The following is a 25,188-nucleotide window of genomic DNA, read 5'->3' as shown; positions in this document are numbered from 1 at the left end:
GGTCCCTTCTTGCGGACTCTAGCGGACGCCCTTGATAGGCGCCGTGGCGATCGCTGCGAGGATCACGAACACGATCGCGAACACGAACAGCATGGCGTACCCGCCGAGCGACGAGATGATGAGGAGCGCGATCGACGGGCTGAGCGCCTGCGGGATGTTGGTCGCGACGTTGAGGATGCCGAGGTCCTTGGCGGCGGCGCCGCTCGCGTTCGGCAGCACCTCGGTCATGAGCGCGGCGTCGACGGCCATGTAGACGCCGAAACCGACGCCGTTGATGACGCTCATGACGATCATGCCCGTCATGTTCGGCATGACCAGGGGCATGATGAAGCCGACGGCCATGATGACCGAGGCGACGTAGATGAACACCTTGCGGCGACCGACCTTGTCGCTCCACCAGCCCGACAGCCCGATGGCGAGGAGCGTCGGGACGAACGCGACGAGCGTGAGGGTGAGCACGGCGCCCTGCGCGTCCACCAGCGACAGGCCGATGTACTTCTGCAGCATGTAGAGCTGGTAGCTCGACACGACGAAGTAGCCGAGGATCAGCAGGAAACGCGCGGCGAAGGCCCACGCGAAGTCGGGGTGCTTGCGGGGATTCACCCAGAAGCCCGTGAAGAAGGCGCCCCATCGGAACGGCTCCATGGGGGCGTCCTTCGACGACCAGTCCCGGTTGAGCACGACGAACAGCACGGTCACGATGATGACGCCGATGCCGAAGATCGAGTACGCGACGCCGAACTGCGCGGCGAGGGCGCTGGCGACCATGACGCCGATCATGCCGCCGAGCTGCATGCCGATGCCGAGCATGGCGCTGGCCCCGCCGCGCTTCGAGCGCGGGAACCGGTCGGCGGTGATGGTGGTCAGCGGCGCCTGGAGGAAGTTCAGCGCCACCTGGATGACGACCCAGAAGATCGTGATCCACACGAGCTGCGTGAGGGATCCCATGCCGAGCAGCAGGATGCCGCCCACGAACGCGCCGATGACCATCCAGGGTGCGCGGCGGCCGAAGCGGGACCGGGTGCGGTCGCTGAACGCTCCGGCGAGCGGCTGCGCGAACAGCGTGAAGACGAACGAGGTCGTGGTGACGACGGCGAGGTTCGCCTCGGCATTCTTCTCGCCGAACAGCACCTGGATCTGGGTCGGCAGCAGGATCGCGATGAGCCCGGCGTACGTGGCGAAGAGGGTGAGGCCCCCGACCAGCATGCTCGGCAGCAGTCGCCGGTTCGCGGGCGGGCTGGCCGGCGGCTCGCCGGGTGCGGGCGTGGTGCTGCGGATGAGGCCGGTCGGAGCGAGATCGAGGGCGGGATCGGGCGCGGGCTGTGCGGTCATGCTGACTCCTCTTCGTCGAGACGTCTCGGGTCTGTCGGGGTGCGAAATGCGAACGGCATTCGGGATCAGTGTGCCGCAGCCGGACACAAAGTTCAAGACCTGAACTATGTATAACGATCGCGCAACGACCCCACTGTGCGAATCCCGAATGTCGCTAGCGTTCAGTCCGTTCGATCGAAGGAGATGACATGAACCGACTGATTCCCCGCGTCGCCCTCGCGGCCGTCGCCGTACTCGGTGCCGCCGCGCTCGGCGGCTGGACCACGGCTCCCGCCGCTGCGAACCCGCCCGCCTCGAACCGCGACGCCACCGTGCAGGTGTACCTCACGCGCCACGGCGAGACGATGCTCAACGCCCTCCACCTCGTGCAGGGGTGGTCGGACTCGCCCCTGACCGCGGCGGGCCGGGTGACCGCGACCACCGTCGGCGCAAACCTCGGCGCCGAGATCGGGAAGCTGGATGCCGCCTACTCGGCCGACATGGTGCGCCACTACGAGACGGCGACGCTCATGCTGCAGGGCATGGGCTCGAAGCTCTCGCCGACCCGCGACCTGGGCCTGCGCGAGCTGAACTTCGGCGGCTGGGAGGGGGCCAAGCAGAGCGCGATGGGCGCGGCCGTGTTCGGCTACCTCGCTCAGCAGGGGATCGCCGAGCCGACCCTCGGGCAGATGACCGACGCGATCAAGGCCACCAACCCCGTCGCGTCGCTGCCAGGGGAGAACTGCGACGACGTCTCGTCGCGCATGCTCGCCTCGCTGAACGCGATCGCGAAGGATGCCGCCAAGCACCGTGACGACAAGGTGCTCGTCGTCTCGAGCGGACTCTCGATCTCATGCGTGCTGGTCGACCTCGGCGCCGAGGACCGCGTGCCCGAGACCGGCATCGCGAACGGCGCCGTCAACCTGCTGACGTACAAGGCCGGCGTATGGACCGTCGAGACGGTGAACGACACGCACTACGCCCAGCAGTGAGCAGGGCGGGGCGGTGGCGCGCATCGCCGCTGCCGCCCCGGCCTACGATGGCGATCATGCCTCTCGCAACGCCCGACGTCCGCCGACACAACCTCGGCCTCGTGCTCGGGCGCGTGCTCGAGGGTGCCGGAGAGGCGCGTGCCGACATCGCCGGGGCGACAGGCCTCTCGCGCGGTGCCGTCACGTCGCTGGTCGCCGAGCTCATCGACGCGGGCCTCGTCGAAGAGAGCGACGTCGTGGCGCCGGCCGGGATGGGCCGGCCGCGCACGACGCTCGCGCCGGCGGCATCCGCTCCCTGCGTCCTCATCGCGCTGCTCGACGCCGACCATGCGACAGCGGTCGCCGCCACGTTGTCGGGGGACGAGCTCGCCCGGGTCTCACTCCGCCACGGGCGGCCGATGGGCGACCCCGCTGCTGTCGTCGATGTGCTGGCGGAAGCGGTCGACGACGCGGCCGCGCGTGTCGCCGCGACCGGGCGGCGGATCGCGGACGTGTGCGTGGTCGTGTGGGCGCCCGTCGGCGGAACCCCGGCCCGCGTCCTCGCCGACACCGATCTGGAGTGGGGCGAGGTCGACCTGCTCGGACTCCTCCGGGCGCGGTCCGCAGCCGTCGCCGCCTTCGAAGGCGCCGGTGCAGTGGCCCGGCTGGTGTCGGACTCCGAGGTCGCGGCGCTCGCCGAGCATGTCGCGGTCGCGGGTGAGACGCTGCTCTACCTCAAGGCCGACTCCGGCATCGGTGGCGCAGTCGTGCTCTCGGCCGGCGACGACTCCGGGACGCGCGTGCTCGCGGCAGCGCTCGGTCACCTGCCGGTCGTCCCGGGAGGCGTGCGCTGCGCGTGCGGCCAGCACGGGTGCCTCGTCACCGTCGCCGGTCCGGATGTGCTGCTGTCGCGCTCGGGGCTCGGGCCCCTTGCCGCCGACGAGGGACTGACCGTCGCCCTGGAGGCGTTCGTCGCACAGGTGCGGGCGGGCGCCGAGCCGGCCGCGTCGGTGTGGCAGGAGGCGGCGCGCGAGATCGCCCGCACGCTGCAGATCGTGGCGCTGACCGTGGCTCCGGACGTCATCGTGCTCGGCGGGTTCGTCGCGGCGCTCGCCGCGGACGTCGACGCGGTGTTCCGCACGATCCAGCCGCGCATCGCGCACGCGCCGGTGCTGCCGGTCGCGCCGGTGGTCGGCAGCACGCTCGGTGCCGACGCTGCGCTGCGCGGTGCGCTCCGGGACGCGCGGATGCGGCTCCTCGCCGATCCGCTGGCGATCTGACGAGCGCCGACCGTCGGTCGGGGCGTTTCGTCTCGCTCGTTCCTCGCTCGCTCAACGACCGGAGCTGCGGCGGGGCGTTTCGTCCGGCTCGGCAGGCGGTGCGGCGCGCGGCGTCATCAGCTCGAAGAGCGCACCGACGGCCGCGGTCATGTCGACCTCGGGCTCCAGCATCCACTGCACCTGCATGCCGTCGGCGACCGCCTGGAACAGCCGGGCGAGCACCTCGGGGTCGACCCTGTCGTCGATGTCGCCGGAGGCCTGGCCCTCGGCGATCGCCCTGCTGAAGAAGTCGCGCAGACCGATGCCGCGCTGCACGAAGTAGTCGTGCGCGGCGTGCTCGGGGTCTGCCGCATCGACCGAGAGGCGCGCGAACAGGTGGACGAGGCCGGGAACGTCGGCGTTGTGGCGCACGACGCCGAGGTAGCCCGCGCGCACGGCGCCGAGGTCGAGGTCGGCGTCGGTGCGCAGGCCGTGCTCGACGTCGCCGTCGAGACCCTGCCCGACCGAGTCGAGCTCGTCGCGCTTGCGGAGGATCTCGGTGAAGAGCTCCTCCTTGCTGTCGAAGTAGTGGAGGAGTCCGGCCTGGCTGAGGCCGACGGCATCCGCCAGTTCCTTGACCGAGGCCCCGCGGTATCCCTCGCGTGCGATCACGTCGAGCGCCCGCGTGAGGATCTCTTCGCGCTTCGCCACGCCTTTCGCGTAGGAGCCCCGTCGCCCCGTTCCGCTGTCTGCCATAGGAGAAGTAAACCGAACAGTGCTTGATTTCTCAAAACCTAGTGACATATGGTTTTCTCTCGAGGCGCTCGATGAGGAGTGCCCGCTACCCGCAGCAAGGACATCCATGACAGCGCCGTCTGAGCCGATGGCTCCCATCACCACCAACACGTTCGTCGAGAACGCCGCCGGCAACGACGATCCGCCCGCACCCGTCAAGGGCCTGCGGCGGCTGATGTGGTGGATCGTCCCGGCCAACCTGGGCATCTTCCTCATCTGGGGCGCCGTGCCCGGCATCCTCCTGCCGCAGCAGATCGCGGTGCTCTTCGGCGAGGAGAACAAGCTCGCCACATACAGCGTCATCGCCACGATCGGCGCGTTCGCCGCTATGGTCGCGCAGCCCATCGCGGGCCAGATCTCCGACCGCACGCGTTCGCGCTACGGTCGCCGCGCGCCGTGGATCATGCTGGGCGCCCTTGCCGGCGCGCTCGCGCTCGTCGGTCTCGCGTTCGCGAGCTCGGTCGTCGGACTGATCATCGCCTGGACCCTCGTGCAGATCAGCTACAACTTCGCGCAGGGCCCGCTGTCGGCGGTGATGCCCGACCGCGTGCCGCTCAAGCGGCGCGGCACGTTCGCCGCACTCTCCGGCATCGGCCTCATGGTCGGCGCGATCGGCGGCCAGATCGTCGGCTCGTTCTTCTTCCACAGCATCACGCTCGGCTACATCGTGTTCGCCGTGTTCGCCGTGGTGATCCTGGGACTGTTCGTCGCGTTCAACCCGGACTACCCCAGCACGAAGCTCGAGCGCGAGCCCTTCAGCTTCCGCGAGTTCCTGAGCACGTTCTGGGTCAACCCGGTCAAGCACCCCGACTTCTTCTGGGCCTTCACCGGCCGGCTCCTGCTGTACACCGGCTACTTCGCCGTGACGGGTCTTCAGCTGTACCTCCTCACCGACTACTTCGGTGTCGAGAGCCCCGAGTCGGTCATCCCGCTCCTCGGCATGCTGAGCCTCGTCGGCATCATCATCTCGACGCTCGTGTCGGGGCCGCTGTCCGACAAGGTGGGTCGCCGCAAGCCGTTCGTGTTCGCCTCGGCGGCGGTCGTCTCGCTCGCGTTCCTGCTGCCGTGGTTCTGGCAGGACCTCAACGCCTGGATGATCATGACCTTCATCGCCGGCTTCGGCTTCGGCATGTTCCAGGCCGTCGACCAGGCGCTCATGAGCGAGGTGCTGCCGTCGGCCAAGTCGTTCGCGAAGGACCTCGGCGTCGTCAACATCGCCGCCACCCTGCCGCAGACGCTCGCTCCCGGCGTCGCCGGCGCGATCGCGCTCGCGTTCGGCTACGCGGCGCTGTTCCCGGTCGCGATCGTGCTCGGCATCCTCGGCGCCCTCGCGGTGTGGCCGATCAAGGCGACACGATGACGTCCGTCACCGACACCTCGGAAGCGGTGGATGCCGGGGGCACCGGCATCCACCCTCCCCACCGACCCCCGATGAAAGGAACTCCATGAGCATCCCCGATGTCACGGAACTGACCCTCGAAGAGAAGGCGTCGCTGACCAGCGGCGCGAGCTTCTGGTACACCAAGCCGGTGGAGCGCGTGGGCGTGCCGGCGATCATGGTGACCGACGGTCCGCACGGCCTGCGCAAGCAGCGTGAGGGCGGCGACCACCTCGGCATCGGCGACAGCGTGCCGGCGACGTGCTTCCCGCCCGCCGTCGGGCTCGGCTCGTCGTGGGACGTCGACCTGATCCACCGCGTCGGCGAGGCGCTCGGCACCGAGACCTCGATCGAGAACGTCGCGGTGCTGCTCGGCCCCGGCATCAACATCAAGCGCTCGCCGCTGTGCGGCCGCAACTTCGAGTACCTCTCGGAGGACCCGATCGTCTCGGGCGTGCTCGGTGCCGCCATCGTCCAGGGCATCCAGTCGAAGGGCGTGGGCACGTCGCTCAAGCACTTCGCCGCCAACAACCAGGAGAACGACCGCATGCGCGCGTCGTCCGACGTCGACCCGCGACCGCTGCGCGAGATCTACCTGCGCGGCTTCGAGCGCGTCGTCGAGGACGCCCAGCCGTGGACCGTCATGTGCTCGTACAACCGCATCAACGGCGTGTACGCCTCGGAGGACCCGTGGCTGCTCACGCAGGTGCTGCGCGACGAGTGGGGCTACGAGGGACTCGTGGTGTCGGACTGGGGTGCGGTCAACGAGCGCGTCCCGGGCCTGGCCGCCGGCATGGACCTCGAGATGCCGTCGTCGGGCGGCGCCACCGACGCGCAGATCGTCGCCGCCGTGCAGGACGGATCGCTCGACGAGTCCGTGCTCGACGTCGCCGCCGGCCGCGTGCTGGACCTCGTGCGCAAGGCGCAGGACGGCGCCGGCGCGGTCGCCGGTCCGCTCGACGTCGACGCGCACCACGCGCTCGCCCGCGAGGCCGCGGGACGCTCGATCGTGCTGCTCAAGAACGAGGCCCTTCGACCGGCTCAGGGACCGGTGCTGCCGCTGGCGAAGGATGCGAATGTCGCCGTGATCGGCGAGTTCGCGGCATCCCCGCGCTATCAGGGCGCCGGGTCGTCGATGATCAACCCGACGCGCCTCGACAACGCGCTCGACGAGATCCGTGCGCTCTCGAGCGGCGACGTGTCGTACGCGCAGGGCTTCAGCAACGCACTGCAGGTGTCGGCCGAGGACGCCGCTGCGCTGCGCACCGAGGCCGTGGCCGCCGCGGAGGCGGCCGAGGTCGTCGTGCTGTTCCTGGGCCTACCGGCGCGCCTGGAGTCCGAGGGCTACGACCGCGACGACATCGACCTGCCCGCCGCGCAGCTCGAGCTGCTCGACGCGGTGCTCGCCGCCAACCCGAACACGGTGGTCGTGCTCTCCAACGGCGGCGTCGTGGCGCTGCCGTTCGCCGGCCGCGTTCCGGCGATCCTCGAGGGCTGGCTGCTCGGTCAGGCCGGCGGCGGCGCCACCGCCGACGTGCTGTTCGGCGACGTGAACCCCTCGGCGAAGCTCACCGAGACGATCCCGGTGCGCCTGGAGGACACCCCCGCGTACCTCGACTTCCCGGGCGAGTTCTCGCACGTCCGCTATGGCGAGGGACTGTTCGTCGGCTACCGCTGGTACGACGCGCGGCGCATGGACGTGGCGTTCCCGTTCGGCCACGGTCTTTCGTACACGACCTTCGCGTACGGGGATGCCGTCGCCCAGGTCGACGCCGACGGCGACCTCGAGGTGACCGTGGCCGTCACCAACACGGGCGACCGCGCCGGTCACGAGGTCGTGCAGGTCTACACGGGGCTCGCCGGATCGCAGGTGCAGCGCGCGCCGCGCGAGCTCAAGGCGTTCGCCGCGGTCGCACTGGAGCCCGGCGAGACCCAGACGGTGACGCTCACGGTGCGCCGCAAGGACCTCGCGTACTGGGACATCCGCGCCGACCGCTGGATCGTCGAGGGCGGCTCGTACACCGTGTCGGTCGGAGCGTCGAGCCGCGACATCCGCTCCACCGCCGAGGCGACGATCGAGGGCGACGTGTTCACGCTGCCCCTTACGCGCGCCTCGTCGATGGGCGAGGTGCTGCGTCACCCGGTGGCCGGCCCCATCGTGCAGTCGATGATCGCGCAGGCGATGGGCGGCGTCGCCGACAGTGCGGCGTCGATCATGCCGGAGGGCGTCGACATGTCGAAGATGATGGAGTCCTTCCCCATCGGCCGCATCGGCATGATGGCGGGCCTCGCCGGCGACGGCGCGGGCGCGAGCCCCGAGATGATCGACGGCCTGATCGCCATGGCGAACGCGGGCGGTGTGCCCGCCCAGGCCTGAGCCTCGGACCAGTGGATGCCTCGACCCGGGCCTGACCGCAGGCCCGGGTCGAGGCATCCGTCGTTCCGTGCTCGATCGCGGTCAGTCCGCCAGGAAGGCGAGCAGCGCCTCGTTGACCTCGGCGCCGTGGGTCCACAGGAGTCCGTGCGGGGCGCCCTCGAGCTCGACGTAGGTCGCGTCGGGCAGCAGCTCGCGGAAGCGCCGGGCCGTCTTGTCGATCGGCAGGATGTTGTCGGCCGTGCCGTGGACGATGAGCGTCGGCACGTCGATCGCGGGGATGTCGGCGCGGAAGTCCGTCGGCCAGGTCAGCGGCGCGGCGGCGATCGCCGTGTTGCCGGCGAGGTTGGCCACCTGAACGCTGGCATCGACCGCCTGCTGCGAGATGCGCGAGCCGAGCGTGTCGTCGAGGTTGTAGAAGTCCTGGAAGAAGCCGGTGACGAACGCGTAGCGGTCGTCCCGCACCGACTGGGCGATGCCGTCGAAGAAGGACTGCGGTCCGGCGCCGTCGGGGTTGTCATCGGTGATGAGCAGGTACGGCTCGAGCGAGCCGAAGAACGCCGCCTTGGCCACGCGCGCCGAGCCGTAGCGGGACAGGTAGCGGGCGATCTCGCCGGTGCCCATCGAGAAGCCCACGAGGATCGCGTCGTGCAGGTCGAGGTCCTCGATCAGCGCGTGCAGATCGGCGGCGAACGTGTCGTAGTCGTACCCCGAGCCCACCTTGCTGGACGCACCGAACCCGCGGCGGTCGTACGCGATCACGCGGTAGCCGGCGTCCCGCAGGGCCGCCTGCTGCTTGCCCCACGACTCGCCGTTCAGTGGGAACCCGTGGATCAGCACGACGGGCTGCGCCTCGGCCGGTCCCTGGTCGGTGTAGTAGAGGTCGACGTCGACCGAGTTCTCGGTCCCGACGGTGATGTGCGCCACGATCGCTCCTTCCGGACCACGACGAGTGAGGGATGCCGCGACCCTGCGTCCGACGCTAGGCCGCGGCATCCCTCATCGCCAGTGCGTGTGTCGCCGCGAGGCGACCGTTCACGTCCCGTTCAGTCGCGGACGGCTCCTGCCGACGGCGTGACGGTGAAGATCGTCGGGGCGGCGAAGCCGGCCGCCGCGAACGCGGCGGTGGCGGCATCCCGGACCGCGTCGACCCTGTCGTGGGCGACGAGGGCGATGGCGGCCCCGCCGAAGCCGCCGCCGGTCATGCGGGCTCCGATCGCTCCGGCCGACAGTGCTGCCTCGACGGCCGTGTCGAGCTCGGGCACCGAGATCTCGAAGTCGTCCCGCATCGACGCGTGCGAGGCCACGAGCAGATCGCCGATGGCGGTGGGGCCCTGCTCACGCAGCGTCTGCACGGTGTCGAGCACGCGCTGGTCCTCGGTGACGACGTGGCGCACGCGGCGGAACGTGACGTCGTCGACGAGCTCGGCCAGGCGGGGCAGATCGCCCACGGTGACATCGCGCAGCGCGGGCACGCCCAGCGCCGCGGCGCCGCGTTCGCAGGCGGCGCGGCGCTCGCCGTAGCCGCCGGTCGCGTGGGAGTGCTTGACGCCGGTGTCGATGACGACGAGCTCCAGGCCCGCCTCGGCGAAGCCCAGGTCGACGACTTCGGCCTCCAGCGAGCGGCAGTCGAGGAAGATCGCGGCATCGGGGCGCCCGAGCAGCGACGCCATCTGGTCCATGATGCCGGTGGGGGCGCCGACGGCCTCGTTCTCGGCGCGACGGCCGACCTTCGCGAGGGCCACCCGGTCGAGGTCGATGCCCCACGTGTCGGCCAGGGCGACGGCGGTCGCCCCCTCGATCGCGGCCGACGACGACAGGCCGGCGCCCACGGGCACATCGGACGCGAACGCGAGGTCGACGCCGGTGACGTCGGCGGGATCGGTTCCGGATGCCGCGAGCAGCGCCCACGCCACGCCGAGGGGGTAGCGGGCCCACTCGGGCACGTCGTCGCGCTGATCCGGGAACACGACGTCGAGTGCATCGAGTGCGACCTCGGCGGTCGCGTCGTCGAACGTCGACGCGACGCGCACGCGGAACACCCCGTCGGTGCGCGGGGCGAGCGCCACGTGCGTGCGGTGCTGGATCGCGAACGGCAGCACGAAGCCGTCGTTGTAGTCGGTGTGCTCGCCGATGAGGTTGACGCGGCCGGGCGAGGACCACGTGCCCACCGGCTCGGCGCCGAAGCGCTCGGCGAACAGCGCGCGGGCGGCGTCGGAGGTGCGGGTCTCGGTGGCGGTCACAGGGTCTCCTCGGGGTTGGATGCTTCGTCTCGTTCCTCGCTCGGCACGAGTGCGACGGCCTCGCGCAGCTTCGCGGCGGCAGTCTCGGGCGGGATGTCGCCGATCCAGGCGCCCATGGCGGCCTCGGAACCGGCGAGGAACTTGAGCTTGTCGGCAGCGCGGCGGGGTGACGTCAGCTGCAGGTGCAGGCGGGCCGTGTCGCGGCCGCGATGCACGGGCGCCTGGTGCCAGGCGGCGATGTACGGCGTCGGCGAGTCGTAGAGCGCGTCGACCCCGCGCAGCAGGCGCAGGTACAGCGGCGCGAGCTCGTCGCGCTCCGCTTCGGTGGTCTCGGCGAAGTCGGCGACGTGGCGGTGCGGCAGGAGGTGGATCTCGATCGGCCAGCGGGCGGCGAACGGCACGAACGCCGTCCAGTGCTCGCCCTCGAGGATGACGCGCTCGCCGGCGCGCTCGAACTCGAGGATGCGGTCGAACAGGTCGGGACCTTCGCGGTCGATCGAGGCCAGCAGGCCCGTCGTGCGCGGTGTGATGTACGGGTAGGCGTAGATCTGGCCGTGCGGGTGGGGGAGCGTGACGCCGATGGCCTCGCCGCGGTTCTCGAACGGGAAGACCTGCTCGACGCCCGGGAGCGCAGACAGCGCGGCGGTGCGATCGGCCCACGCCTCGATGACGGTGCGCGCGCGGGTCGGGGTCAGCGAGCCGAACGAGCCCGAGTGCTCGGGGCTGAAGCACACGACCTCGCAGCGCCCGACGCTCGTGCGCGTGCGGCCGAGGCCCGGGGCGACGAGATCGTCGAGGTCGCGCGGGGCGTCCGCGCCGGCCGGTGCGTCGCCGTGGGCGGCCGCGAGGGCGGGGCCGAACGACGGCGACTTGTTCTCGAACACCGCGACGTCGTAGCGCGACGGGATCTCGGACGGGTTGGCCGGCGTCTGCGGTGCGAGCGGGTCGAGCTCGGCGGGCGGCAGGAACGCCCGGTTCTGGCGCGCCGCAGCGATCGACACCCAGTCGCCGGTGAGCACGTCGCGGCGCATCGTCGCGGTCTCCGGCCGCGGCGAGAGCTCGCGCGCGTCGATCGCCCGGTCCGGGCCGAGGGTCGTGCCGGGGTCGTCGTAGTAGACGAGCTCGCGCCCGTCGGCGAGGCGTGTCGGGCGCTTGACGACGCCGCCGCCGAGGACGACGGCATCCGTCCCCGTACCGAACTCAGGAATGTTCACGTCAACACGGTAGCAAGTCGGCTATGTTAGCGTCAACACGATCGGGGTTCCTGATTTCTCGACGAGTGAGGTGGGCGTGTGAGCGGCAGCGGACGGGTGTCGATGGCCGACGTCGCCGAGCGCGCCGGCGTCTCGGGGCAGACCGTGTCGCGCGTCGTCAACGGCAGCCCCCGGGTCGATCCCGACACACGGGCGCGCGTCGAGGCCGCGATGGCCCACCTCGGCTACCGGCCGCACCGCGCCGCGCGCGCGCTGCGGACGGGGCGCACCCAGACCCTGGGCCTCGTCGTATCGACGCTCGCGTCGGTCGGGAACTCGCGCATGCTGCAGGCGGTGGCGGATGCCGCATCCTCCCGCGGCTACGCGCTCACGGTGGTCACGCTCGGCCCCGACGGCGGCGTCGCCGAGGCGTTCGAGCGCCTCGCCGAGCAGGGCGTGGACGGCGCGATCGTGCTCAACGAGGCCACCGCCCGCGTACGCGGCGCCGACGTGCGGGCGGCGGGACTGCGGCTCGTCGTCGTGGATTCACCACCGGACGACCGCTTCGGTGTGGTCGAGACCGATCACACCGGGGGAGCGGAATCGGCCGTGCGCCACCTGCTCGCCCTCGGCCACCGGACGGTGCACCACCTCGCCGGGCCCTCGGGCTCGTTCGCCGCGGCCGAGCGCGAGCGCGGCTGGCGCGCCGCGCTCGACGCAGAAGGCGCGCCGGTGCCCGGCCTCGTGCGGGGCGACTGGACGTCGGCATCGGGGCACGGTGCGGCATCCACTCTGCTCGCGGCAGGCGCCACGGCGGTCTTCGCCGCGAACGACCAGATGGCGCTCGGGCTGCTGCGGGGGATCGCCGAGGCGGGTCGCGCCGTGCCCGGCGACGTGAGCGTCGTCGGCTTCGACGACATCGCGGATGCCGCCGACTACCGGCCGCCCCTCACCACCGTGCACCAGGACTTCGACGCCCTCGGCGCACGCGCCGTCGCGGCGCTCGTCGACGGCATCGAGGCCGGTGCGCCCGCGGCGTTCGACACCGTGCCGACGCGGCTCATCGTGCGCGAGAGCACGGCGACGGCCCGCTGACGCTGACGCCGATCCGGATCGAAGACAGTGGATGCCGGCGGCCGGGCCCGGCCGCCGGCATCCACTGTCTCGGACGGGTGCTCAGCCCGCGCTGCGGCGGGCCTCCCAGCCGGTGCGGACCATCTCGTCGACGGTGTAGCGGTTCTTCCAGTCGAGGTCGCGCGCGGCGAGCTCGCCGGTCGCGACGATGCGGTCGGGGTCGCCGGCGCGGCGCGGCGCGATCTCGGGGGTGAAGTCGATGCCGGTGACGCGGGCCATGGCGTCCATGATCTCGCGCACGCTCAGGCCGTTCTGCGAGCCCAGATTGTAGGCCGGCTCGAGCGGCTCACCGGCGAGCAGTCGCTGGGCGGCGGCCACGTGGGCGGCGGCGATGTCGGCGACGTGCACGTAGTCGCGCACGTTCGTGCCGTCGGGGGTGTCGTAGTCGTCGCCGTTGATGCGCGGCGTGCGGCCTTCGATGAGCGCCTCGAACACCAGCGGGAACAGGTTGTGCGGGCTGGTGTCGTACACGACGGGGTCGCCCGAGCCGACCACGTTGAAGTACCGCAGCGCGGTGTGGCGCAGCGGGTGCTGCGATCCGGCCGTCGCGACGGCCTGGTCGGCGATCAGCCACTCGCCGATCAGCTTGGACTCGCCGTACGGCGACGCCGGGCGCTTGGGCAGGTCCTCGGTGACCAGCGGCACGTCGGGCGTGCCGTACACGGCCGCAGACGACGAGAACACGAGGTTCGACACGGCCGCGTTCTGCATGGCCTCCAGCAGCGACCGCGTCCCCTCGACGTTCTGGGCGTACGTGTGCAGCGGACGCTGCACCGAGACGCCGGCGTACTTGAACCCGGCCAGGTGGATGACGCCCACGACACCGTGCTCGCGCAGCGTGCTCTCGACCAGCGCCGTGTCGAGGATCGACCCGTTCACGAACGGCACGCCGTCGGGAAGGAACTCGGCGTGGCCGCTCGACAGGTCGTCGATGACGACGGACGCCAGGCCCGCCTCGGCGAGCGCGCGGACGATGTGGGCGCCGATGTAGCCGGCGCCTCCGGTCACGAGCCAGGACATGTCACTCCAGTGGTCGGGGGCGGGTTCGCGTTCCATTGTGCCGGGTCGGGATGGATGCCGAGTCCCGTGGCCGGACGCCCGGCATGCGGAGGCGGCGGCTCAGACCCGGGCGGCCCAGCGCGCGGCGCGCTGCAGCAGACCCGCGAGCTCGGGGGAGTCGTAGGCCCGCTCGTCGTGGCCGAGCGACGACACGACGGCGCGCGTCGGCCGTTCGCGCACCCAGACGGCGGGGTGCACGGCGCCCTCGACGTCGTGCACGGCGAGCACACGCGCACCGGCATCGACCACGAGGTCGCTGTACCGCTCGTCGAAGACGTCGAGGTGCGGCATCCCGTCGGTGACCGCGTGGTCGCCGTCGGTGATGCGCACGCGGGTGTCGCCGATCGGCGGGTGCCACGACGTGCCGGGCACCCACTCGCCGCCGATCGCCTCCCGCCAGGCGGGGTGGTCGCGCAGGCTCGACAGGGCGGCGTGGATGCCGATCAGCCCGATGCCGCGCTCGATCGCGGCGGCGAGCCCCGCCTCGGCCGCGAAGTCAGGGCGGGGCTCGCCGCCGTCGCGCCACGGATCGCCGGCGTTCACGACGAGCAGGTCGGCGCCGTCGAGGTGGGCGAGCGCGTGGTCGACCTCGTCGTCGACCACGGCGTCCCATCCGTCGGCGCGCAGGATCCCGGCGATACGGGCCGACGTCGCGGGGTAGGGATGCCACGGGTCGGCGTACCGGCCGGTTCCGGTGGCGATGACGACGCGTGGGCGCTCCGGTCGTTCCATGGGTACCATGATCTGCAGGATAGCGCTTTCCTGCGCCATCGAGGAGGCCCCATGAACCACGCCGTCGTGATCGCCCCGGACTCGTTCAAGGGCACCATCTCCGCCGCGGCGGCCGCACAGGCGCTGGCCGAGGGCTGGCACGGCGAACGCCCGGCCGACGACGTGCGACTCCTGCCGATGGCCGACGGCGGCGAGGGCACCGTCGACGCCTTCGCGACGGCCGTCCCCGGCGCCCGGCGCATGCCCGTGACGGTCGCCGGCCCCGAGGGTGCCGAGGTCGCGGCCTCGTGGGTGCTGCTGCCGCCGACGCCCGATGCCCCCGGCGGCACCGGTGTGGTCGAGCTCGCGAGCACGAGCGGCATCGAACTGCTCGGCACACCGCCGCGCCTGCGCCCGTTCGACGCGCACACGCGGGGGTTCGGTGAGGCGATCGCGGCCGCCCTCGCACACGGCGTCTCGCGTCTCGTGCTCGGCATCGGATCGAGCTCGTCCACCGACGGCGGCGCCGGCATGCTGACCGCACTCGGGGCGCGGTTCGCAGATGCCGAGGGCGCACCGATCGTCGACGGCGCCCGCGGACTCGCCGACGTCGCGGTCGCCGACCTGTCCCGGCTCGCGGCGCTCCCGCCCGGTGGGGTCACCGTGCTCAGCGACGTCACCCACCCGCTGCTCGGAGAGCGCGGCGCCGCGGCCGTCTTCGGACCGCAGAAGGGCACCGCGCCGGAGGACATCCCGGCGCTGGACGCCGGCCTCGCCCGCTTCGCCGAGGTGCTCGGCGCCGCGGCTCTTCGTGCGGATCGGGTTGCTTCGTCTCGTCCCTCGCTCAGCACACGTGCCGCCGGCTCCGGTGCAGCCGGCGGCACCGGTTTCGGCCTGCTGGCGTGGGGCGCGACACTCGTGCCCGGCTCGGCGGCGGTCGCGGAGCTCGTGGGGCTGGGGAGCGCGCTGGCCGCGGCATCCCTCGTCATCACGGGCGAAGGATCGTACGACGGACAATCCTCCGCGGGCAAGGTGCCCGCGCACGTCGGGTCCCTCGCGGCGGCGGCGGGCGTGCCCGTCGACCTCGTCGCCGGGCGCATCGCGGAGGATGCCGACGTATCGGCATTCGCGGCGACGGCGTCGCTCACCGCGCTCGCAGGATCCGCGGAGGCCGCGATGGCAGATCCGGCGCGCTGGCTCGCCGCCGCGGGCGCCGCACTCGCGCGCGCCGCCGGTTGACCTCTCAGGCGCCGTCGCCTAGGGTGGCGGAGGCCGTTTCGGCCGGAGACCAGGAAGGCAGGTGATGCGCGATGTCCAGTGATAGTCGCCGCGCCACCGTTTCGTCTTCGCTGGTCGGCATCTCGATGCACTGATCCCTCGCGAGCGAGCGGTGGCGCCGGTGCGCGCGTCTGCGCGCGCCCTTCTTCGCGGCGCCCTGCGCCGTGCCGACGCGAGCAATCGAGGTGAATCATGATGGCCCTGATCGACAACGCCGTGTACGTCGCCGGACGACGCACACAGGACCCGGCGAACCTGAACGAGACGTACGAGGTCATGCGCGACCGCGGCGGGATGGCCTGGATCGGACTGTACCGGCCGACAGCAGGCGAGGTGCGATCGATCGCCGACGAGTTCGGCCTGCATCCGCTGGCGGTCGAGGACGCACTGACCGGCCATCAGCGGTCCAAGCTGGAGCGCTACGGCGACACGCTCTTCGTCGTGCTGCGCCCCGCGCGCTATCTCGACGCCGCCGAGGAGGTCGAGTTCGGCGAGCTGCACGTGTTCGTCGGGCCGGACTTCGTCGTGACGATCCGGCACGCCGAGGCGCCGAACCTCGGCAAGGTGCGCCGGCGGCTCGAAGCCGCGCCTGAGCTGCTCGCCATGGGACCCGAGGCGGTGCTGTACGCCGTGCTCGACGAGGTCGTCGACGAGTACGGCCCCGTGATCGCCGGGCTCGAGAACGACATCGACGAGATCGAGGACCAGCTGTTCGGCAGCGCCGAGGCCGACGTCGAGGCGGTCTCGCGCCGCATCTACGACCTCTCGCGCGAGGTCATCGACTTCCAGCGGGCGACGCAGCCGCTCGCCGGGATGCTGGAGGCGCTGCGCCGCGGATCCGACAAGTACGAGGTAGACCTCGAGCTGCAGCGGTACCTCCGCGACGTGCTCGACCACGTGCTGCGCATCGTCGAGCGCGCCGGTGCCTTCCGGTCGATCCTCGAGAACGCGCTCAATGTGCAGTCGACGCTCGTCGCGCAGCGGCAGAACGAGGAGATGCGGCGCATGAGCGAGGCGGGCCTCGCCCAGAACGAGGAGATCAAGCGCATCTCGTCGTGGGCGGCGATCCTGTTCGCGCCGACCCTCATCGGCACCGTCTACGGCATGAACTTCGACCACATGCCCGAGCTGCACTGGACCTACGGGTACCCGTTCGCGCTGCTGCTGATGCTCGGCCTCGGGTTCGTGCTCTACGGCGTCTTCAAGTTCAAGCGCTGGCTCTGACCGATCCCGTACCGGTTCGCGTTTCGTCTGCGCGCGCCGGAGCGCGCTCCGCTCAACGACCGGGTGTCATGGTGCCCGGTCGTTGAGCGAGGGAGGAACGAGCGAGACGAAACGCCTCGGGCGGACAGTCGGCCCCTCGGAGCTCAGGGCACGCGCAGCACGCCGTTGCGGCGGTGCGGCAGGCGCTCGAGGGACTCGTCGCGCAGCACCTCGGGCAGCAGGGCTGCCGGGGCGTCCTGGAACACGACCGGACGCAGGAACCGGCGGATCGCGGTCGCGCCGACCGACGTGTGCAGCGACGTCGTCGCGGGCCACGGCCCGCCGTGGTGCTGCGACCACGTGACCGCGACGCCCGTCGGCCAGCCGGCGAACAGCACGCGCCCGGCCTTGCGGGTGAGCACCTCCAGCACCGCCGCGACGTCGTCGGAGTCCTCGGCGTGCAGGGTCGCGGTGAGCGACCCGGGCACGGCCTCCAGCGCGGCGTGCAGCTCGGCCGCGGACGCGTAGCGCACGAGGAGCGTCACGGGCCCGAAGCACTCCTCCAACAGCACGGAGGGACGCGCGGCGACGGCTGCGGCATCCGTCGACAGCACCAACGGCTGCGCCGACCCGGGCTCCGCCTCGAGGCCGTGCGCGACGACGGCGACAGACGGGTCGGACTCGAGGTGCGCGACGCCGGACGGGAAGGCCGCCGTGATGCGCTCCGTGAGCAGCGGACCGCCCGATGCGCTTGCGGCGAAACCGGCGACGAGGTCTTCGAAGCCCGCGCCGGCGGGGACGAACACGACACCCGGCTTGGTGCAGAACTGGCCGACCCCGAGCGTGAACGATCCGACGAGGCCCTGCGCGAGCGCCTCGCCGCGGGCGGCGACCGCGGCCGGCGTGAGGACGACGGGGTTGACCGAGCCGAGCTCGCCGTAGAACGGGATCGGGTCGGGGCGGCCCGACGCGAGGTCGAACAGCGCGCGGCCTCCGCCGAGCGAGCCGGTGAACCCGGCGGCCTGGATGACGGGATGCTGCACCAGGGCGTTGCCGGCCTCGCGGCCCTCGACGAGCGCGAGCGAGCCCTCGGGCGCGCCGGCGGTGACGAGCGCCTCGGCGACGATCGCCGCGGTGCGCTCCGACAGGCGCGGGTGACCCGAGTGCGCCTTGACGATCACGGGATTGCCCGCCGCGAGGGCAGAGGCGGTGTCGCCGCCGGCGACCGAGAACGCGAACGGGAAGTTCGACGCCGAGAACACCGCGACAGGCCCGACGCCGGTCAGCATGCGCCGCAGCTCGGGGCGGGGCACGGACGCGTCGGCGTCGTCGACCGTGAGCTCCAGGTACGAGCCCTCTTCGACGACCGTCGCGAACAGGCGCAGCTGTCCGGTGGTGCGGCCGACCTCGCCGCGCAGGCGGGTCTCGCCGAGGCGCGTCTCGTCGTCCGCGATCGCGACCAGCTCGTCGAGGTGGGCGTCGAGGGCGTCGGCGGCGGCGCGCAGCCACGAGGCGCGGGTGGCGGCATCCGCTGCCCGCCACACGGGTGCGGCGGCGGCCGCGGCCGCGGTGAGGGCGTCGAGTTCGGCGGTCGTGGTGGTCATGAGGGTCCCTTCGGGAGAGTCAGCGGAAGCGGAGGCCGAGGCCGACGTGCGGCGTCTCGGTGAGGGTCGCGTCGGCGATGCGGACGGGCGACGGGCCGTCGAGGGCGCCGAGCGCGCCGAAACCGGCGTCCTCGACGTCCTCGGCCATCGGTGCGACGGCGCCGGGCGCGACCGGCAGGGTGAGGGCGAGCTGGCCGGAGAGCTCGGGCAGCAGGTGCGGGTGGAGCGTCGCGCCGTGCTCCTGGGCGAGCTCGGCGATCCGCCGGAACGGTGTGATGCCGCCCACGCGCACGACGTTCGGCTGCACGATCTGCGCGGCGCCGGCGCGCAGGAACTCGGCGAACCGGTAGGCCGTGTGCACGTTCTCGCCGAGCGCGATCGGGATGCCGGCACCGACAGCGAGTCGTCGGGCGAGCTCGGTGTGACCCGCGAGGTCGTCGGCGCGCAGCGGTTCCTCGATCCACGCGGGGTCGTACGCCGCCAGTACCTCCATCGACGCGGTGGCCCGCGCGAGGTCCCAGCGCTGGTTGGCGTCGATCATCAGCGCGCGATCGGGGCCGAGCACCTCGCGCACCGCGGCGAGCCGGTCGGCGTCCTCGTGCACGTCCGGTCTGCCGACCTTGATCTTCACGGCGTCGAACCCGGCAGCGACCCACCGCCGCACCTGGGCGACGAGCTCGTCCTGCGTGTAGTGCAGGTTGACACCCGAGCCGTATGCGCGCACGGACGCGCGGCGTCGCCCGAGCAGCTCCGACACCGGCAGGTCACGGGCGCGGGCTGCGGCATCCCACAGCGCGAGGTCCAGCCCGGCCAGTGCGATCGTCGTGACACCGCCCCCGCCAGCCTCGTGCAGGTGGCGCCACGCGTCGCTCCACAGCGCCGACGGATCGGCCGTGCGTCCCGCGGCGAACGGCGCGACGTCGTGCACGAGCAGCGCGTGCACCGCCTCGGCGCCGATCTGCGGCGTCCACGAGAAGCCCCAGCCCTCGGCGCCGTCCGAGCGCACCACGTGCGTCGCGATCACGCCGACCGACGTCACGTCCGCCGCCCACGGCCGGATGAGCGGAACCCGGATCAGGCGGGCGTCGAGCGACACGATCGTCGCCTCGGCGAGGGATGCCTCGGCCCCCGCGACGGTGCGGGCCGAGGCATCCACCTCTCCGGCCTTCGTCACAGCAGCGCCCGTCCGGCGGCCAGGATCTCGGCGAGGCGGTCCTGCTGGGCGGGGGCCGGGTCGACCAGCGGCGCACGCACCGAGCCGACCGGCAGGCCGCCCAGGCGCAGGCCGGTCTTGATGAGCGAGACGCCGAAGCCCGGCGCCTCGTCACGCAGCCGGACGAGCGGCGAGTAGAAGCCGTCGACGAGCGCGTTGCGGCGGTCCTCGTCGCCGGCGACGTAGGCGCGGTAGTACGCGTTCGCCACTTCGGGGATCATCGCGAACGCCGCCGACGAGTACAGCGGAATGCCGATGCCGCGGTACGCGCCCTGCGTCAGCTCGGCGGTGAGCAGGCCGTTGAAGAACGCGAAGTCCTCGCGCCCCTCCGCGGCGACGGCACGCACGACCTGCTGCGCCAGGCCGACATCGCCGACGCCGTCCTTGAAGCCGACGACCTTGGGGTTCGCCGCCAGGCGCCGCACCGCGTCGACCGAGAACTGCGCGTTCGCGCGGTGGTAGATCACGACGGGAAGATCGGATGCCGCCGCCACCGCCTCGACGTACGCCACGAGGCCCGCCTGCGGGCCGCCCACGAGGTAGGGCGGCAGTGCGAGCAGCGCATCCGCACCGGCGTCGGCAGCCGCGCGCGCCAGCGCCTTCGCGTGGCCGAGCGGGCCGCCCGTGCCGGCGACGACGGGCACGCGCCCCGCGACGGTCTGGGTCGCGACCTGCACGACGCGCGTCGCCTCCTCTGTCGACAGTGCGTGGAACTCGCCCGTGCCGCACGCCGGGAAGACGCCGCCCGGCGCGTGCGCGAGGGTCGTCTCGAGGTGCTGTCGCAGCAGGTCCTCGTCGACGCGGTCCTGCGCGTCGAACGGGGTGACGGGGAAGAAGAGGATGCCGTCGAAGTTCACGCCAGCACGTCCTTTCGGGTCGCGGGGTCGGAGTGGGTCGCTCGGCCTGTCGCGGTGGCTGAGCCCGTTGCGGGGGCCGAGCCCGTTGCGGTGGCCGAGCCCGTTGCGGTGGCTGAGCCCGTTGCGGTGGCTGAGCCCGTTGCGGTCGCTGAGCCTGTCGAAGCGCCGGCCGCTTCGCCGAGCTCGCCGCGCCACGAGTGCGCCGGCCGCCAGCCGAGCACGCGGCGGGCCTTCGCGTTCGAGAACGCGGGGGTCGTGCCGGTGAGCACGGCGGCGAGCTCGGCGGTGCCGGGGTAGAAGCGGGGCACGAGGTCGGCGAGGGGCTCGCGGGCGAGCGCGTCGTCGGCGGCGACGAAGAACGTCTCGCCGTTGGGGATGTCGGGGAGCGCCCGCAGCAGCGTGTCGGCGAACGCGGCGACGTCGCGCGCGTCGACATAGTTGAAGATCGCGGGCGCGGACAGCGCGGGATCGTCGAGGCGCTCGCGCACCGTGTGCCCCTGCTGCGTGAGTGCGCCCGACCACTCCTCCGGCGCGATGACGTAACACGGGCGGAACGCCGCGAACCGCGTCGCATCGCCTGTCTGCCGCGCCAGCATCCCGATCGTCTGCTCGATCAGCAGCTTCGACAGCGCATACGCGTTCCACGGACGGGCGGGCGTGTCCTCGTCCAGCGGGAAGCGGTCGGGCACCCATCCGGTCGGGGCGCCATAGCCGAGCACGGTCGGGCTCGACGCGGCGACGACGCGCCGGATGCCGGCCCTCACGGCTCCGCCGAGCACCGACACGGAGAGCCCGGCGTTGGTGCGCATGATGACGTCCTCGGGCGCGCTGAACGGCACGGCGATCGCGGCGAGGTGGATGAGCGCGTCGGCGCGGGTGTCGGCGAGGGCGCGAGCCGCGGCATCCGCGTCGCTCAGATCGATCGCGATCTGCTCGACGTCCGCGAGTTCAGGGGCGTCCGACACCGCTCGATCGAGGGAGACGAGATCGTGACCGGATGCCGCCAGCCCGGCGACCAGGCTGCGCCCGAGCCGGCCGGCACCGCCGGTGACGACGATGCGGGTCATGCGCGAGACGCCTCCGCCGCGTCGGACGCGAGGAAGCGGATGCCGAGGTCGGCGACCTGGACGGGCAGTCCGGTGGCCAGCGACCGGTTGCCGGCGATACCGACGGCGATCGAGCGGACGCCGTCGCGCCAGTCGGCCGGACGGGCCAGCGGGTCGTCGCCGGGTCCCTCGAACACGTCGGCCAGCAGCAGGGCGTCGCCGCCGCCGTGACCGCCGTCGCCCGCCGCGAGGATGGGCACCTCGTAGGCGGCCTCCCAGTGCTTCTGCACGATCAGGCGCTCACCCTCGGGGCGCAGCGATCCCGAGTCACCGGCGTGCACGGCGGAGGGGTCGAGCACGGGGTGCAGGCCTTCGTCGGCGAGCACGGCGCCGCGTTCGACGACCTCCAGCTCGGCGCGGCCGAGGGTGCCGTTGACGGCGACCCGGTAGCCCTCCCAGGGCGAGTGCGCGTTGAGGGAGTAGCTGAGGGTGGCGCCGGAGGCGTAGTCGACGACGAGGGCGAGGTTGTCTTCGATCGTGATGCCCTGGCCGAACACGTCGCGGTCGCGCAGGTAGCCGTCGTGCTGCTCGGCGTCGAGGTAGAGCGCCTTCAGCCGGGCGTCGTCGCGCAGGTCGAGTTCGAACGCATCGTGCCCGTCGTGGGTGCCGCGGGCGGGACGGTCGTGGATGCCGCGGGCCGCGGCGTTGTCGGCGCCGTAGAAGCGCAGGCCGCCCGAGGCGTACACGCGGCGCGGCGCCGAGCGGATCCACCAGTTGACGAGGTCGAAGTGGTGGCTGGCCTTGTGGACCAGCAGGCCGCCCGAGTGCTCCTTCTCGCGGTGCCAGCGGCGGAAGTAGTCCGCACCGTGCTTGGTGTCGAGCACCCACGAGAAGTCGATCGAGGTGACCTGCCCGATCGTGCCGTCCTGGATGACCTGGCGCAGCGCCGAGTTGCGGGGCGAGTAGCGGTAGTTGAACGTGATGACGACCTCGCGGCCGGTGCGGTCGATGGCGTCCTCGATGGCCGCGGCGCTGGGGCCGTCGATCGTGAGCGGCTTCTCGACCACGACGTCGGCGCCGGCGTCGAGGGAGCGCACGATGAGCGGGGCGTGCAGGTCGTCGCGCGCGCAGATGACGACGCGGTCGACCTGCTGCTCACGGATCATCGCCTCCAGATCATCGGGGCCGTACACCGCGGGAGCGGGGCGGCCGGCGGCGACGACGCGATCGACGTAGTACTGCGCGCGCACCGGGTTCGGCTCGCAGATCGCCACCAGCGCGGCGTCGTCGGCGTAACGGCCGATGATCGCGTCGACGTACATCTGGGCGCGGTGTCCCGCACCGACGAGGGCATACCGGCGGTGGCTCATCTCACTCCTTCAGGAAACGTTTTCTCAGGCTACCACCTGAACTGGGGAAGCGTTGCCCGGGTTCAGGTGACGGGGCCCGTGGACCCGCGCACGGTCAGCTCGGGGAGGACGGTGAGGGGATGCCCCGGCTCGGCGCCCTCCAGCAGGTCGCGCATGCGCGACCACGCCTGGGCGCCGAGCTCACCCGCGGGCACCGCGGCGGTCGTCAGCGGGGGAGTCGTGTACCGGGCGAACGGGATGTCGTCGAAGCCGATGATCGACAGGTCGCCGGGGACGCGGCATCCACTCTCCTGCACCGCGCTGAGCAGTCCCATCGCCACGAGGTCGTTGAAGGCGAGGGCGGCCGTCGCCCCGGCCGCGAGCACGGCGGCGCCGGCCGCGGCCCCCGCCTCGAAGTCGACGCCGCACGGGATCTCGGCGACCTCGGTGTCGGGATGGGCCGCCACGAACGCCGCGATCGCCGAGAGGCGCGCGGCGTTCGCGACGCTGCCGGGTGCGCCCGCGAGGTAGACGATGCGCCGGTGGCCGAGGCCGTGCAGATGGTCCAGCTCGGCGGTCAGGGCGCTGCGGTAGTCCGCGCGCACCGAGGGCACGTCGCCTGCCGTGCGGTTGATCAGCACGACCGGGCGGAGACCGCCGACCAGCCGGTCGAGCTCGTCCTGAGGCAGCCGGGGGGCGCACAGGATCACGCCGTCGGTGCGGCGCCTGGTGGTGCCCGCGAGCACGCGCTCCTCGTCGACCGACTCCGCCGAGTCGGCCACGAGCACGTGGTAGTCGTCGGCGACGGCCGCGCGGCTCAGCCCCCGCAGGATCTCCTGGAACGTCGGGTTGCCGAGGTCGGGCACGATCACCGCGACCGTCTGCGTGCGCCCGAGCACCAGGCTGCGCGCGACGGGGCTCGCGGTGTAGTCGAGGGCGGCTGCGGCATCCTTCACCCGCTCAGCGAGGGCGGGGTCCACGGTCGGATTGCCGTTCAGCGCGCGCGACACCGTCGACAGCGACACCCCTGCCCGTGCGGCGACATCTGCGATCGTGACGCGCGCCGGTCCGTCGTTCCGTCGAGTCATGCGGCTCCTTCCGGTCGGCTCAGCCTAACCGGGCAGGAAACGCTTCCCGCGGTGCACGCGGTTCAGGCGCGCTGTGGGGTCGAGCCGCGCACGACGACCTCGAGGGGGAGCGGCGGGGCGGCGTCATCCCATTCCGGATCGGTCGCGGCGTGCAGTGCGCGGTAGCCGAGATCCTCCAGCGGCACGTGCACGGTCGTGAGGCCCGGGCGGACGTCACGCCCGGTGGCGATGTCGTCGAACCCGGCGACGGCGACGTCGGCACCGACCTGGCGTCCGGCATCCCGGATCGCCGACATGATGCCGATCGCGACCACGTCGCTGATGCCGAAGATGAGTGTGCCCTCGGGCAGGCCGTCGGCCAGCAGCCGCTGCGCCGTCTCGTAGCCGGCGTCGCGCGTGAAGCCGGCGCGGCGCACCTCTCGCACCGTCCCGCCGCCCGCGCCGAAGCCCTCGGTGAACCCGGCGACGCGGTCGTCCGACGTGCGGATGCCCTCGGATGCCGCGACCACGATCGCCTCGCGATACCCGAGGCGTGCGAGCTCAGCGCCGAGGGCGGCCGCTCCGCCGCGGTTGTCGAGGGCGACGGTGCGCGCCGAGCCGCCGCCGGGACCGACGACCGCGACGCGTCCGCCCATGCCGGCGAAGGCTTCGAGCTCGTCGGCGAGGCCGACCGCGTCGGTGCCTTCGGTGCGGGATGCCGCGAGGATGAGCCCGCGCGGACGCTGACCGCGCAGGGCCCGCACGAGGCGCACCTCGCGCTGCGGGTCGCGCTCGGTGATCGCGATGGTGACGACGAGGCCGGCCTCGTCGGCGCCGCGGGCGACACCGGCGGCGAGCTGTCCGAAGTAGGGGTCGGCGATGTCGGCGACCAGGAGCGCGACGATCGCCGCGGTGCCGCGCGCAGTGGCCTGTGCCGACAGGTTCGCGGTGTATCCGAGCTTCTCCGCGGCGGCCTCCACGCGCTCGCGATAGCTCTCGGCGACCTTGCGGGTCGAGCCGTTGAGCACGCGTGACGCGGTCGCGAGCGAGACGCCCGCCTCGCGTGCGACGTCGTGAAGGGTGGCAGCGCCCCGGGCGGGCGCGGATGTGTCGCTCACAGGCCAGAGTCTAGGGCCTCTGTCC

21 protein-coding genes are annotated in these 25,188 nt (G+C 72.4%); 7 read left to right on the top strand and 14 right to left on the bottom strand.

The window, feature by feature from the left end:
• Positions 1–18 precede the first annotated feature (18 nt).
• Complete coding sequence (locus tag ACFWJ8_RS15215) at positions 19–1,332, bottom strand: MFS transporter (RefSeq protein ID WP_378813034.1); 1,314 nt, start codon at positions 1,330–1,332, stop codon at positions 19–21.
• 188 nt (positions 1,333–1,520) lie between these two features.
• Between ACFWJ8_RS15215 and ACFWJ8_RS15210 the strand changes: the two genes are divergently transcribed.
• Both ACFWJ8_RS15210 and ACFWJ8_RS15205 read left to right on the top strand, forming a co-directional pair.
• Complete coding sequence (locus tag ACFWJ8_RS15210) at positions 1,521–2,303, top strand: histidine phosphatase family protein (protein WP_378813031.1); 783 nt, start codon at positions 1,521–1,523, stop codon at positions 2,301–2,303.
• Between the two features lie 56 nt (positions 2,304–2,359).
• Positions 2,360–3,562, top strand: coding sequence for an ROK family protein (locus ACFWJ8_RS15205; protein ID WP_378813028.1), 1,203 nt, complete (start codon positions 2,360–2,362; stop codon positions 3,560–3,562).
• Positions 3,563–3,613: 51 nt separating this feature from the next.
• Here the strand turns inward: ACFWJ8_RS15205 and ACFWJ8_RS15200 are convergent, their stop codons facing one another.
• Positions 3,614–4,252: a TetR/AcrR family transcriptional regulator gene (locus tag ACFWJ8_RS15200; protein WP_378813026.1), complete on the bottom strand. Its 639-nt coding sequence runs from the start codon at positions 4,250–4,252 to the stop codon at positions 3,614–3,616.
• Positions 4,253–4,424: 172 nt separating this feature from the next.
• Here ACFWJ8_RS15200 and ACFWJ8_RS15195 point away from each other — a divergent pair, with 172 nt between their 5' ends.
• Together ACFWJ8_RS15195 and ACFWJ8_RS15190 are read left to right on the top strand one after the other, a co-directional pair.
• A complete protein-coding gene (locus ACFWJ8_RS15195) occupies positions 4,425–5,696 on the top strand; it encodes an MFS transporter (protein ID WP_378813024.1) in 1,272 nt (423 codons plus the stop codon).
• 85 nt (positions 5,697–5,781) lie between these two features.
• Positions 5,782–8,091, top strand: coding sequence for a glycoside hydrolase family 3 C-terminal domain-containing protein (locus ACFWJ8_RS15190; RefSeq protein ID WP_378813021.1), 2,310 nt, complete (start codon positions 5,782–5,784; stop codon positions 8,089–8,091).
• An 81-nt stretch (positions 8,092–8,172) separates the two neighbouring features.
• On the opposite strand, the gene ACFWJ8_RS15185 is transcribed toward ACFWJ8_RS15190, so the two are convergent.
• The 3 genes from ACFWJ8_RS15185 to galT all read right to left on the bottom strand — a co-directional run bounded on the left by ACFWJ8_RS15185 (position 8,173) and on the right by galT (position 11,539).
• The gene (locus ACFWJ8_RS15185) at positions 8,173–9,015 is read right to left on the bottom strand and encodes an alpha/beta fold hydrolase (protein ID WP_378813018.1); all 843 of its coding nucleotides are present in this window, start codon (positions 9,013–9,015) and stop codon (positions 8,173–8,175) included.
• A 119-nt stretch (positions 9,016–9,134) separates the two neighbouring features.
• Entirely contained in the window at positions 9,135–10,331 is a 1,197-nt protein-coding gene (gene galK / locus ACFWJ8_RS15180; protein ID WP_378813016.1) for a galactokinase, read from the bottom strand.
• Positions 10,328–11,539: a galactose-1-phosphate uridylyltransferase gene (gene galT / locus ACFWJ8_RS15175; RefSeq protein WP_378813225.1), complete on the bottom strand. Its 1,212-nt coding sequence runs from the start codon at positions 11,537–11,539 to the stop codon at positions 10,328–10,330. Before galT ends, galK begins: the two co-directional genes overlap by 4 nt.
• Before the next feature lie 108 nt (positions 11,540–11,647).
• Between galT and ACFWJ8_RS15170 the strand changes: the two genes are divergently transcribed.
• Positions 11,648–12,619 (top strand): LacI family DNA-binding transcriptional regulator, encoded by a 972-nt coding sequence (locus ACFWJ8_RS15170; RefSeq protein ID WP_378813222.1) that lies wholly within the window; start codon positions 11,648–11,650, stop codon positions 12,617–12,619.
• An 81-nt stretch (positions 12,620–12,700) separates the two neighbouring features.
• On the opposite strand, the gene galE is transcribed toward ACFWJ8_RS15170, so the two are convergent.
• On the bottom strand, positions 12,701–13,678 hold the full coding sequence (gene galE, locus ACFWJ8_RS15165; RefSeq protein WP_378813015.1) for a UDP-glucose 4-epimerase GalE: 978 nt from the start codon (positions 13,676–13,678) through the stop codon (positions 12,701–12,703).
• Between the two features lie 99 nt (positions 13,679–13,777).
• Positions 13,778–14,449 carry a ThuA domain-containing protein gene (locus ACFWJ8_RS15160; protein ID WP_378813013.1) on the bottom strand — a complete coding sequence of 224 codons (672 nt, stop codon included), beginning with the start codon at positions 14,447–14,449 and terminating at the stop codon, positions 13,778–13,780.
• A 51-nt stretch (positions 14,450–14,500) separates the two neighbouring features.
• Between ACFWJ8_RS15160 and ACFWJ8_RS15155 the strand changes: the two genes are divergently transcribed.
• Both ACFWJ8_RS15155 and ACFWJ8_RS15150 read left to right on the top strand, forming a co-directional pair.
• A complete protein-coding gene (locus ACFWJ8_RS15155) occupies positions 14,501–15,667 on the top strand; it encodes a glycerate kinase (RefSeq protein WP_378813010.1) in 1,167 nt (388 codons plus the stop codon).
• A gap of 234 nt (positions 15,668–15,901) precedes the next feature.
• Complete coding sequence (locus tag ACFWJ8_RS15150; RefSeq protein WP_378813220.1) at positions 15,902–16,930, top strand: magnesium and cobalt transport protein CorA; 1,029 nt, start codon at positions 15,902–15,904, stop codon at positions 16,928–16,930.
• A 143-nt stretch (positions 16,931–17,073) separates the two neighbouring features.
• Here ACFWJ8_RS15150 and ACFWJ8_RS15145 read toward each other — a convergent pair whose 3' ends face one another.
• The 7 genes from ACFWJ8_RS15145 to ACFWJ8_RS15115 all read right to left on the bottom strand — a co-directional run bounded on the left by ACFWJ8_RS15145 (position 17,074) and on the right by ACFWJ8_RS15115 (position 25,163).
• Complete coding sequence (locus ACFWJ8_RS15145) at positions 17,074–18,513, bottom strand: aldehyde dehydrogenase (NADP(+)) (RefSeq protein ID WP_378813007.1); 1,440 nt, start codon at positions 18,511–18,513, stop codon at positions 17,074–17,076.
• 19 nt (positions 18,514–18,532) lie between these two features.
• Positions 18,533–19,612 carry a mandelate racemase/muconate lactonizing enzyme family protein gene (locus ACFWJ8_RS15140; RefSeq protein ID WP_378813217.1) on the bottom strand — a complete coding sequence of 360 codons (1,080 nt, stop codon included), beginning with the start codon at positions 19,610–19,612 and terminating at the stop codon, positions 18,533–18,535.
• Positions 19,613–19,683: 71 nt separating this feature from the next.
• Positions 19,684–20,583 carry a 5-dehydro-4-deoxyglucarate dehydratase gene (locus ACFWJ8_RS15135; protein ID WP_378813005.1) on the bottom strand — a complete coding sequence of 300 codons (900 nt, stop codon included), beginning with the start codon at positions 20,581–20,583 and terminating at the stop codon, positions 19,684–19,686.
• Positions 20,580–21,650, bottom strand: coding sequence for an NAD-dependent epimerase/dehydratase family protein (locus ACFWJ8_RS15130; protein ID WP_378813002.1), 1,071 nt, complete (start codon positions 21,648–21,650; stop codon positions 20,580–20,582). The genes ACFWJ8_RS15135 and ACFWJ8_RS15130 overlap by 4 nt, the downstream gene beginning before the upstream one ends.
• On the bottom strand, positions 21,647–22,999 hold the full coding sequence (locus ACFWJ8_RS15125) for a Gfo/Idh/MocA family protein (RefSeq protein WP_378812999.1): 1,353 nt from the start codon (positions 22,997–22,999) through the stop codon (positions 21,647–21,649). The genes ACFWJ8_RS15130 and ACFWJ8_RS15125 overlap by 4 nt, the downstream gene beginning before the upstream one ends.
• Before the next feature lie 62 nt (positions 23,000–23,061).
• Positions 23,062–24,066 carry a LacI family DNA-binding transcriptional regulator gene (locus ACFWJ8_RS15120; protein WP_378812997.1) on the bottom strand — a complete coding sequence of 335 codons (1,005 nt, stop codon included), beginning with the start codon at positions 24,064–24,066 and terminating at the stop codon, positions 23,062–23,064.
• Positions 24,067–24,128: 62 nt separating this feature from the next.
• Positions 24,129–25,163 (bottom strand): LacI family DNA-binding transcriptional regulator, encoded by a 1,035-nt coding sequence (locus ACFWJ8_RS15115; RefSeq protein WP_378812994.1) that lies wholly within the window; start codon positions 25,161–25,163, stop codon positions 24,129–24,131.
• Between the last annotated feature and the right edge of the window lie 25 nt (positions 25,164–25,188).

Source organism: Microbacterium sp. NPDC058389 (genome assembly GCF_042722305.1).
In the GTDB taxonomy this organism is placed as follows: domain Bacteria; phylum Actinomycetota; class Actinomycetes; order Actinomycetales; family Microbacteriaceae; genus Microbacterium.
The sequence above is the reverse complement of the archived record's forward strand: the minus strand, read 5'-3'. Positions and strand labels throughout refer to the sequence as shown.

Bases quoted from the DNA above. Each gene is read 5' to 3' on its own strand.
- ACFWJ8_RS15215 (WP_378813034.1), bottom strand. From the start codon at position 1,332: ATGACCGCACAGCCCGCGCCCGATCCCGCCCTCGATCTCGCTCCGACC.
- ACFWJ8_RS15210 (WP_378813031.1), top strand. From the start codon at position 1,521: ATGAACCGACTGATTCCCCGCGTCGCCCTCGCGGCCGTCGCCGTACTC.
- ACFWJ8_RS15205 (WP_378813028.1), top strand. From the start codon at position 2,360: ATGCCTCTCGCAACGCCCGACGTCCGCCGACACAACCTCGGCCTCGTG.
- ACFWJ8_RS15195 (WP_378813024.1), top strand. From the start codon at position 4,425: ATGGCTCCCATCACCACCAACACGTTCGTCGAGAACGCCGCCGGCAAC.
- ACFWJ8_RS15190 (WP_378813021.1), top strand. From the start codon at position 5,782: ATGAGCATCCCCGATGTCACGGAACTGACCCTCGAAGAGAAGGCGTCG.
- ACFWJ8_RS15170 (WP_378813222.1), top strand. From the start codon at position 11,648: ATGGCCGACGTCGCCGAGCGCGCCGGCGTCTCGGGGCAGACCGTGTCG.
- galE (WP_378813015.1), bottom strand. From the start codon at position 13,678: ATGTCCTGGCTCGTGACCGGAGGCGCCGGCTACATCGGCGCCCACATC.
- ACFWJ8_RS15160 (WP_378813013.1), bottom strand. From the start codon at position 14,449: ATGGAACGACCGGAGCGCCCACGCGTCGTCATCGCCACCGGAACCGGC.
- ACFWJ8_RS15155 (WP_378813010.1), top strand. From the start codon at position 14,501: ATGAACCACGCCGTCGTGATCGCCCCGGACTCGTTCAAGGGCACCATC.
- ACFWJ8_RS15150 (WP_378813220.1), top strand. From the start codon at position 15,902: ATGGCCCTGATCGACAACGCCGTGTACGTCGCCGGACGACGCACACAG.
- ACFWJ8_RS15145 (WP_378813007.1), bottom strand. From the start codon at position 18,513: ATGACCACCACGACCGCCGAACTCGACGCCCTCACCGCGGCCGCGGCC.
- ACFWJ8_RS15130 (WP_378813002.1), bottom strand. From the start codon at position 21,650: ATGACCCGCATCGTCGTCACCGGCGGTGCCGGCCGGCTCGGGCGCAGC.
- ACFWJ8_RS15125 (WP_378812999.1), bottom strand. From the start codon at position 22,999: ATGAGCCACCGCCGGTATGCCCTCGTCGGTGCGGGACACCGCGCCCAG.
- ACFWJ8_RS15120 (WP_378812997.1), bottom strand. From the start codon at position 24,066: ATGACTCGACGGAACGACGGACCGGCGCGCGTCACGATCGCAGATGTC.